The following is a 9,897-nucleotide window of genomic DNA, read 5'->3' on the forward strand; positions in this document are numbered from 1 at the left end:
TCTCAGTTCCCGGGGTGTCAGTTCTTGCCGAAGGTCGGGTTGTGCACCTTGCCGAGGGTGATGTGCACGGCCTGCTGGTCGGTGTAGAAGTCGATCGAGCGGTAGCCGCCCTCGTGGCCGAGACCCGACGCCTTGACGCCGCCGAACGGGGTGCGCAGATCGCGCACGTTGTTGCTGTTCAGCCACACCATGCCCGCCTCGACGGACTGCGCGAAGTTGTGGGCGCGCTTGAGGTCGTTGGTCCACACGTAGGCGGCGAGGCCGTACTTCGTGTTGTTCGCCAGCGCGAGGGCCTCCTCGTCGGTGTCGAACGGGGTGATCGCGACCACCGGGCCGAAGATCTCCTCCTGGAAGATGCGGGCATCCGGCGACACGTCCGCGAACACCGTCGGCGCGACGAAGTTGCCGGTCTCGAACCCCTCGGGGCGGCCGCCGCCGGCGACGAGGCGGCCCTCCTCCTTGCCGAGCTCGACGTAGCTCATGACCTTCGCGTAGTGCTCGGGGTGCACGAGTGCGCCGACCTCGGTCTGCGGGTCGTGCGGGTACCCGACCCTGACGCGCTTCGCCTGCGCCGCGTAGCGCTCGACGAACTCGTCGTACACGTCGCGCTGCACGAGGATGCGGCTGCCCGCGGTGCAGCGCTCGCCGTTGAGCGAGAAGACGCCGAAGATGGTGGCGTCGATCGCGGCGTCCAGATCGGCGTCGGCGAACACGACGGCGGGGGACTTGCCGCCGAGCTCCATCGACAGGCCCTTGAGGTACGGCGCCGCGTTGCCGAAGATCAGCTGGCCGGTGCTCGACTCGCCGGTGAACGAGATGAGCGGCACGTCGGGGTGCTTGACGAGCGCGTCGCCGGCATCCTCGCCGAGGCCGTTGACGAGGTTGAAGACGCCCGTGGGCAGGCCCGCCTCCTCGAAGATGCCGGCCCAGAGGGATGCCGACAGCGGCGTGAACTCGGCGGGCTTCAGCACCACCGTGTTGCCGGTCGCGAGGGCCGGGCCGAGCTTCCACGACTCGAGCATGAACGGGGTGTTCCAGGGGGTGATGAGCCCGGCGACGCCGATCGGCTTGCGGTTGACGTAGTTGATCTGGCGGCCCGGGACCTTGAACGTGTCGTCGGCCTGCGCGACGATCAGGTCGGCGAAGAAGCGGAAGTTCTCGGCCGCACGACGGGCCTGGCCGAGCGCCTGCGTGATCGGCAGGCCGGAGTCGAACGACTCCAGTTCGGCGAGGCGGGCATCCCGCGACTCGACGATGTCGGCGATCTTGTGCAGCACGCGGCTGCGCTCGCGGGGGAGCATGCGCGGCCAGGGGCCCTCGTCGAAGGCGCGCTTCGCGGCGGCGACGGCCTTGTCGATGTCCGCCTTCTTGCCGGCCGCGGCCTGCAGGTACGTCTCGTTCGAGACCGGGTCGAGCACGTCGAACGTGTCGCCGTCGACCGAATCGACGAACTCCCCGTCGATGTAGTGCTGGATGCGGGTGGGGAGGTCGGCGGGGACGTGCTGTGCCATCAGTTCTCCTTGTTTTCGTGTCGGGCGGCGATGAACGCGTCCATCGTGCGCCAGCGGTGGTTTCGGGCGGCCAGCTCGATCTCGAGCGGGTCGGCGCCGGTGCGGATGAGGTCGAGGATCTCGACGTGCTCCTCGACGGAGTGCTGGGCGCGGCCGGGGACGAACGCGAACGTGGTGTCGCGCAGGCGTCCGAGCCGGCCCCATCCGCGCTGGACGAGGTCGAGGATGTGCGGGTTGGGGCACGGTTCGTAGAGCAGCGAGTGGAACTGCTGGTTGAGCACCGTGAACACGTGCGGGTCGAAGTGCTCGAGAAGGTCCTGCAGCCGGTCGTTGACCTGGTTCGCGGCATCCAGCTGCGCGGGCGTCAGCAGCGGGGCGGACAGCGCGGTGGCGGCGCCCTCGACGAGCCCGAGAGTCTGCATCGTGAAGACGTACTCGCTCTCGTCGACGAGCGTCACCCGGGCGCCGACGTTCTTCTCGAACGTGACGAGACCCTCGGCTTCGAGCCGGCGCACCGCCTCGCGCACCGGGACCACGCTCATGGCGAGCTCGGCGGCGATCGTGCCGAGCACGAGGCGGTACCCGGGGCTGTAGTCGCCGGAGCTGATGCGTTCGCTCAGGTACTCGTACGCGCGCTCCGACTTGCTCGGCGCGACCACGGTGCTCACGCCGTCCCCTGAGCCTGACGAAGGGCCTGCTCGAACCGCGCCCGCCACTCCGCGTTCATCGGGAAGAGCCCGTCGACCGGGTGCCCCTCCGCGACGCGGGCGGCGATCCAGGCATCCTCGTCCTCCTGGGCGAGGGCGGCATCCACGACCTCCTCGACAAGGGCGGGCGGGATGACGATGACCCCGTCGTTGTCGCCGACGATGATGTCGCCGGGCTGCACGGTGGTGCCGCCGCAGGCGATGGTGACGTCGTGGTCCCACGGGACGTGCTTGCGCCCGAGCACGGCGGGATGGGCGCCGTTGCTGTAGACGGGGATGCCGACCGCGGCGACCGCGTCATGGTCGCGCACGCCGCCGTCGGTGACGATGCCGGCCGCGCGCTGCGCGTTCGCGCGGATCGCGAGGATGTCGCCGAGCGTGCCGGATCCGGATTCGCCGCGCGCCTCGATCACGATGACCTCGCCCGCGCGGACCGCGTCGAACGCGCGCTTCTGCGCGTTGTAGCCGCCGCCGTGGGTCTTGAAGAGATCTTCGCGGTTGGGGACGAACCGCAGGGTCTTCGCGGTGCCCACGAGCTTCGCTTCGGGATGCAGCGGCGCGACGCCGTCGATCGTGACGTTGTTGAAGCCGCGCTTTCGCAGCTGCTGCGACAGGCCCGCGACCGGCGCCGCCTCGAGCTTGGCGCGCAGCTCGGGGGAGAGCTGGGTTTCGTCTCCCCCGGTCCCTGAGCCTGTCGAAGGGCGCGGGGCGACCGGGGGCAGGCCGGCGAGCTCGCGCGACCCCCACGCCTCGGCGCGCTGGGTGTCGTCGACCTGCGGGAGCGAGCCGACGGATTCGTCGAACCCGCCGCCTTCGCCCTGGACGACGGTGGTGATCAGGCGCCCGGAGGTGGCAGATCCCGGGGAGTGCGGGGCATCCACCTCGACCTCGACCACGTCGCCGGGGCGCACCACCGACGAGCCCGCGGGAGTGCCGGTGAGGATGACGTCGCCCGGCTCGAGCGTGAAGTGCTGCGAGAGGTCGGCGACGAACTGGGCGAGCGGGAAGATGAGGCCCGCGGTGGTGTCGTCCTGCACGACGGCGCCGTTCACCCAGGTGCGCAGGCGCAGGGCGCCCGGGTCGACGGTGCGGGCGTCGATCAGCTGCGCGCCGATGGGGGTGTAGCCGTCGCCGCCCTTGGAGCGGACGTTGGACCCCTTGTCGTTCGCGCGGAGGTCGTAGAGCCCGAAGTCGTTGGCGGCGGTCACCCAGCCGACGTGGCTCCAGGCGTCCTGCAGCGGGACGTTCTTGGCGGGCGTGCCGATGACGAGGGCGATCTCGCCCTCGAAGGCTAGCAGCTCCGTGCCGGCGGGCCGCACGATCTCGGAACCGGTGGCCGCGACGGAGCTCGACGGCTTGAAGAAGTAGCTCGGATCGGCGGGGCGGCGACCGCGCTGGTCGGCGCGGGAGGCATAGCTGAGGTGGACCGCGATGATCTTGCCGGGGCGTCCCGGAAGACCTGCGAATCGTGCGTCTGCCGGTGCCGGCGATGTGCTGTCAGTGCTCATGAGCTCCCTCGCCCGTCGTTGGTATTCGAAATCGTATACAATCGGTGGCGGAAGGGCAAGGCATCCGCAATTCGGTTCTCCCGATGAATATCCGCGAATGTCACCGCTTTTCCCTGAGAGGCCTGCACGTCGATACTCGGACGCAGGTCAACCGCAACCCGCTGACGAGGGAGTCACATGAGCACGCCGACCGCAGCATCCCATCCCGGTTTCACCCCGACCGGCACCATCCAGAGTCCGTCCGACCGCCGCCGCGTGGTCGTCGCGACCGTCGTCGGAACCACCGTGGAGTGGTACGACTTCTTCATCTACGCGACCAGCGCCGCCCTGGTGTTCGGTCAGCTCTTCTTCGAGCCCGCCGGGCCGCAGTTCGCGCAGATCCTCGCGTTCATCACGGTCGGCATCAGCTTCCTGTTCCGCCCGCTCGGCGCGTTCCTGGCCGGGCACTTCGGCGACAAGCTGGGCCGTCGTCCGATGCTCGTCATCACCCTGCTCCTGATGGGTGCCTCGACCACCCTCGTCGGCCTGCTGCCGACCTACGCCGCGATCGGCGTGTGGGCGCCGGCGCTGCTGATCCTGCTGCGCGTGCTGCAGGGGATCTCGGCAGGCGGCGAGTGGGGCGGTGCCGTGCTCATGTCCGTCGAGCACGCGCCGAAGGATCGCCGGGGCGCGTTCGGCGCCGCGCCGCAGATCGGGGTGCCGCTCGGCATCCTGCTCGCCTCGGCCGTCATGGCCATCATGGCCGGCATCGCGCCCGGCGAAGCATTCCTCGCCTGGGGATGGCGCGTGCCGTTCCTGCTGTCGATCGTGCTGATCTTCGTCGGCTACTGGGTGCGCCGCCGAGTCTCCGAGAGCCCGGTGTTCCAGGAGATCGCCGAACGCAAGGAGGAGGCCCGGATGCCCATCGTGCAGCTGTTCCGCAAGCACTGGCTGCTGGTGATCGTCGCCGCGTTCGTGTTCGCGGGCAACAACGCGGTCGGCTACATGTCGACCGGCGGCTACATCCAGCGCTACTCCACCGACCCGGCCGGCCCGATCAAGCTCGACCCGGCCCCCGTGCTGTGGATGGTCGCGATCTCGGGCGTCACCTGGCTGATCTTCACCTGGCTCGGCGGGGTGCTCAGCGATCGGATCGGGCGCCGCAACACTTACATCATCGGCTGGATCGTGCTGGCCCTCGGGATCGTCGCCCTGTTCCCGCTCGTGAACCTCGGCTCGATCTGGTCGCTCCTGGCCGCGCTCGTGCTGCTGACGGTGGGTCTCGGCTTCACGTACGGGCCGCAGGCTGCGCTGTACTCCGAGCTGTTCCCGGCATCGATCCGCTTCTCGGGCGTCTCGATCTCGTATGCCATCGGCGCGATCCTCGGCGGGGCGTTCGCCCCGACCATCGCGACCGCCCTGCTGCAGGCGACCGGCACGACGTGGTCGATCTCCGGCTACCTGCTGGGCATGGTCGCGCTGGCGCTCATCGCGACCCTGCTGCTGCGCGACCGGACCGGCATCCCGCTCGGCCCCGAAGCCGAAGAGGAGCAGGCCAAGAGCCCGATCTACGGCGCTTCGCAGGGCTGACGCGGTCCCCGGCTGCAGGCTCAGCCCTGCAGCCGGGGATCGTCCAGTTCGGTGCCCTCGCGGTACGGGCCGAAGAACAGGTCCGCGCCATCGGCGGTGAGTGTCGTGCCGCTCGCCCGGACGCCGTCGAATGCGGCGATCCGGGCGAACGGCAGGCGGGCCGCCGGGTCGTCGGGGTCGGCGATCGACAGGACGGCCCCGGGCCCGGATGCCTCCACCCACGGGTCGGCGATGACGACCCGCATCATGCCGTTGTGCCCGGTGAACCGCACACGCCCGGTGAACCGGCGAACGGCCGGCTCCGACTCCGGTGCCTCGCGGAAACGGAAGCCCGAGGCATCCTCTGCGGCGCCGTCGAGGGCGATCTCGCCGTCGGCCATCCCGCGGACGTATCCGACCAGCGATCCCTTGATCGCCCAGACCAGCACGCTCATGCCGGGCCCGGCCACGTGATGGAGCGGGCGAAGTCGATGAGGGCGCGCGTGCGCTCGGCGGGAGGCGTCGCCGCGGGCCAGATGACCTCGATCCCCACCGGCGGCACCGGGGGCGAGATCTCTTTCATGACGACGGGGTAGCCCTCGTAGCTCGCCGGGTTCGCAGGTCGCTGCACCAGGATGCCGTACCCGAGTCCGCGGCCGACGAGGGTGCGCACAGCCTCGTAGCTGGCGGTGCGGTGCCGGACCTTCGGAGTGAGCCCCCGGCGTGCGAAGAGCGAGAGCGTGTGCTGGCTCGACGGCGGCGCGTCGAGCAGGATCAGGTCGCGATCGACGAGCTCTTCGAGTGTCACGCGCTCGGCGGATGCGAGCGGGTCGCCGGCCGCCAGGAGCACGTGGGCCGGGAGCTCGAACAGGCGCTCGCGGCGCGGGTTGCCCGGGATGAGCGTTTCGTAGACGAACGCCACGTCGACCTCGCCGCGCTCGAGCCGCCCGTCCAGCTCGTCATGGGTCGCTTCGATGATGTCGAGCTCGACGCGCGGGTGGGCGTCGCCGAAGTCGTGCAGCAGCGGAGGCAGGATCGTCGGGGCGAGCGTCGGGTAGCACCCGATCGTGATCGGGCCGACCAGCTCCCCCTCCGCGGCGTGCAGCGAGAGGGTGAGCTCGCGCGCGTCGGCGAGGAGCCGCCGGGCGTGCGCGGCGACCTGGGTGCCCGCCGTGGTGAGCGTCAGCCCGTGGGCCCGGCGCCGCACGCACAGGGGCTCGCCGAGCTGGGTCTCGAGCTCGGTGATCGCATCGGAGATCGCGGAGGGCGAGACGTGCAGTCGCGCGCCGGCCGCGGCGATCGTCCCCTCGTCGGCCGCGGCGATGAGATACGACAACTGCCGGAGGGTGAAGGGAGGGGCATCCATAATTCGGTTCATCCGATCTTGAACAGCGAATAACACCGCTTTTCTTAGCGTATCGACCTTCAACATACTCGAAGCATCCGAACCACGAGGATGTGAGATGACGAGTATCGAAGCCCCCGTCGCCGACTGGGTGACAATCCCCGATCTGTATCGCGACCCCTTCCCGATCTACGAGCGCCTCCGCGCCGAGGGCGGCGTGCACTGGGTGCCGGAGGTGGGTCGGTACCTGATCACGTCGTACCAGGCGGTGCACGAGACCGAGCTGGCGCAGGATCTGTACTCGGCGGACGAGGAGGGGTCGCTGCAGATCCGCGCGATGGGGCACTCGATGCTGCGCCGCGACGATCCGGAGCACTACCTCGAGCGCAAGGCGTGGCAGCCGGTGCTGCGCCCGGGCGTCGTCAAGCGCACCTGGACGGCGATGTTCCGCCGCAACGCCGAGCGCTATCTCGACGAGATGATCGCCAAGGGACCGGATGCCGACCTCATCTGGGACTTCGCGGCGCCCTACTCGGCCGAGAACCTGCGGCAGATCCTCGGGCTGCGCAACGCCACCCAGGAAGACCTGCAGCGCTGGTCGCAGACCCTGATCAACGCGACCGCGAACTACGCGGACGACCCCGAGGTGTGGGCCGAAGGTGAGCGGTCGTTCGCCGAGGTGGATGCAGCGCTCGACGAGATCCTGCCGTGGCACCTCGCGAATCCGAACGAGTCGCTGCTGTCGACGCTGCTGCGCATCCCCGACTACGACATGCCCATGGAGCGCATCCGCGCGAACATCAAGATGACCATCGGCGGCGGCCTCAACGAGCCGCGCGACGCCCTCGGCGTCGCGGCGTGGGCGATGCTGACGCATCCCGACCAGCGGGCCGCGGCCACCGCCGATCCGGCGCTCTGGCACACCGTGTTCGACGAGTCGCTGCGCTGGATCGCGCCGATCGGCCTGTACTCGCGCCAGGTGACCCGGGACACGGTGCTCTGCGGCGTGCGGCTTCCGGCGGGAGCCCGGCTGGGAATCTGCGTGCTCTCGGCGAATCGCGACGAGAACGTCTGGACGGATGCCGACCGGTTCGACATCCACCGGGATGTCAAGCCGCACCTCGCCTTCAGCAAGGGCGTGCACGTCTGCCTCGGGGCCTGGGTCGCCCGGGCCGAGGTCGCCGATGTCGCGCTCCCGATGCTGTTCGAGCGGCTCGACGGCCTCGCATCGTGTCCGACGCGGGCGACGGAGATCGGCGGCTGGGTGTTCCGCGGCATGACGAACATGCCCGTGGTGTGGGATGCCGTGCGGGATGCCGGCCCTGCCGCGGCCGCACCCGTGGCATCCGGAGCCCGTGACGTCGCGCCTCGGGTGGCGATCGTCGGCTCCGGGCCGTCGGGATGCTTCACGGCCCAGTCGCTGCGCCGCGCGCTGCCGGCGGCTTCGGTCGAGGTGTTCGACGAGCTCCCCGCACCGTACGGCCTGGTGCGGTACGGGGTCGCCGCCGACCACCAGGGCACCAAGTCGGTGGCCCGCCAGTTCGACCGGCTCTTCACCGTCGAGGGCGTGCGCTTCCGCGGCAACGTGCGCGTCGGCACGGACGTCACGCTCGACGAGCTGCGCCGGGCGTATGACGCCGTCGTCCTCGCCACGGGCCTTCACGCCGACGCCGCGCTGCCGGTGCCGGGCGGCTCCCTCGAGCGCGTGCACGGCGCCGGCCGCATCACCCGGCTGCTCAACGGGCATCCCGACGAAGGCACCGCCCCCGCGCTCGGCGCCACGGTCGCGGTGATCGGACACGGGAACGTGGCGCTCGACGTCGCACGCCTCCTGTCGCGCGATGCCGAGGGGCTCGTCGGGTCGGACATCGCCGACGACGCGCACGTCCGGCTCGCCCGCGGCATCCGCGCGATCCACCTCATCGGACGCAGCCCCGTCGCATCAGCCAAGTTCGACCCGGTGATGGTGCGCGAGCTGGCCGGCCTTCCCGGCATCCGGCACGTCGTGCACGGCGCCGGCGACCTGCCCGGAGACGGCAAGGACGCCCGGGTGGATGCCGTGCGGTCTCTGCTCGAGACCGATCCGGGGGGCGAGCGGCTGCGGATCGAGTGGTGGTTCGGGCACGCGCCGGTGCGCGTCGAGGGGCCCGACCGGGTGACCGCGATGGTCGTCGCGGGCCCGGAGGGCGAGGTCTCACTGCCGGTCGATGACGTGATCACCGCGGTGGGATTCGCGGCGGCGCCGGGCACGCTCGTCGAGCCAGGGACGACCGACGACGGGCGCATCGAGCCCGGCCTGTACACCGCCGGGTGGCTGCGCCGCGGGCCGCGGGGCACGATCCCGGATCAGCGCGTCGACGCCCGGGCCCTTGCCCGCACGATCACGGACGATGTGGCATCGGGCGCGGTCGGCGCCACCGCGGAGGGTCTCGCCGACCTGCCCGGAGAGACCGACTTCGACGGCTGGCGGCGTATCGATCTGCGGGAGCGTCTCGGCGCGACTCCGGACCGCGAGCGCGTGAAGCTCACGTCGCGGGCGGCGCTGCTGGATGCCGCACGGGAGGCCTCGCTGACGCTGCCCCCGGAGCCCGCCGCCGGCGTCGGACTCTCGACGGAGACGCCGGTGACGATCCTGTTCGCCACCGAGTCGGGCGGGGCGGAGCTGGTCGCCCAGGAGCTCGAGGGGGTGCTCGGCGACGGGGCGGACGTCCGGGTGCAGGACCTCGCCGATACCGCGCCGGGCGACCTCGATCCGGCCCGGATGCACCTCGTCGTCAGCGCCACGTACGGCGACGGGGAGGTGCCGACCTCGGCGCGCCCGTTCCACGCCGCACTCGCGGGGGCTGAACTGGCCGGGCTGCGGTACGCGGTGTTCGGCATGGGCGATCGCAGCTATACCAAGACGTACTCACGCGGCAGTGAGCTGATCGACGAGGCGCTCGCCGCCGCCGGCGCCGTCCGGGTGGGGGAGTACGGACGGCACGACGCTTCCGGCCCGATCTCCGCCGCCGAGGTCGCGGTGGAGTGGCTGCAGGGCGTGCTCGCCGAGCTCGCCACCGTGGACGCGGAGCGGGTCGCAGTCTGACGGGCGTTTTGAGCGCGACCCTACGGTCAAGTGCGGGGCAGATGCAGGCGCCGGAGGGACGTCGGAGGGACGTCGGGGCATGTCGGGGGACGTCGGGGGGGACGTCGGGGCACGTCGGGGCACGTCGGGGCACGTCGGAGGGACGTCGGAGGGACGTCAGGGCATGTCGGGGGACGTCGGGGGGGGGGGGGGG

General features: G+C 70.9%; 7 protein-coding genes. 2 read left to right on the forward strand and 5 right to left on the reverse strand.

Features of this window, described 5'->3' with window-relative positions:
- Nucleotides 1-17: 17 nt before the first annotated feature.
- From hpaE to LK09_RS01750, 3 genes are read right to left on the reverse strand one after another with little or no spacing between them, the layout of a single operon-like run.
- Nucleotides 18-1,511, reverse strand: a complete 1,494-nt coding sequence (hpaE, locus tag LK09_RS01740) for a 5-carboxymethyl-2-hydroxymuconate semialdehyde dehydrogenase (RefSeq protein WP_039394762.1) — start codon at nt 1,509-1,511, stop codon at nt 18-20.
- Nucleotides 1,511-2,179 carry a GntR family transcriptional regulator gene (locus LK09_RS01745; protein WP_039394766.1) on the reverse strand — a complete coding sequence of 223 codons (669 nt, stop codon included), beginning with the start codon at nt 2,177-2,179 and terminating at the stop codon, nt 1,511-1,513. The genes hpaE and LK09_RS01745 overlap by 1 nt, the downstream gene beginning before the upstream one ends.
- Nucleotides 2,176-3,726 carry a fumarylacetoacetate hydrolase family protein gene (locus tag LK09_RS01750; protein WP_039394769.1) on the reverse strand — a complete coding sequence of 517 codons (1,551 nt, stop codon included), beginning with the start codon at nt 3,724-3,726 and terminating at the stop codon, nt 2,176-2,178. The genes LK09_RS01745 and LK09_RS01750 overlap by 4 nt, the downstream gene beginning before the upstream one ends.
- Nucleotides 3,727-3,903: 177 nt before the next feature.
- On the opposite strand from LK09_RS01750, the gene LK09_RS01755 reads away from it, so the two are divergent.
- Nucleotides 3,904-5,295: an MFS transporter gene (locus LK09_RS01755; RefSeq protein WP_039394772.1), complete on the forward strand. Its 1,392-nt coding sequence runs from the start codon at nt 3,904-3,906 to the stop codon at nt 5,293-5,295.
- 20 nt (nt 5,296-5,315) lie between these two features.
- Here LK09_RS01755 and LK09_RS01760 read toward each other — a convergent pair whose 3' ends face one another.
- Nucleotides 5,316-5,729: an HtaA domain-containing protein gene (locus LK09_RS01760; RefSeq protein ID WP_156138603.1), complete on the reverse strand. Its 414-nt coding sequence runs from the start codon at nt 5,727-5,729 to the stop codon at nt 5,316-5,318.
- On the reverse strand, nt 5,726-6,640 hold the full coding sequence (locus tag LK09_RS01765) for a LysR family transcriptional regulator (protein ID WP_039394778.1): 915 nt from the start codon (nt 6,638-6,640) through the stop codon (nt 5,726-5,728). Before LK09_RS01765 ends, LK09_RS01760 begins: the two co-directional genes overlap by 4 nt.
- A gap of 97 nt (nt 6,641-6,737) precedes the next feature.
- On the opposite strand from LK09_RS01765, the gene LK09_RS01770 reads away from it, so the two are divergent.
- Nucleotides 6,738-9,704 (forward strand): cytochrome P450, encoded by a 2,967-nt coding sequence (locus LK09_RS01770; protein WP_039394781.1) that lies wholly within the window; start codon nt 6,738-6,740, stop codon nt 9,702-9,704.
- Nucleotides 9,705-9,897: the final 193 nt, after the last annotated feature.

This window comes from Microbacterium mangrovi, assembly GCF_000802305.1.
Lineage (GTDB): Bacteria > Actinomycetota > Actinomycetes > Actinomycetales > Microbacteriaceae > Microbacterium > Microbacterium mangrovi.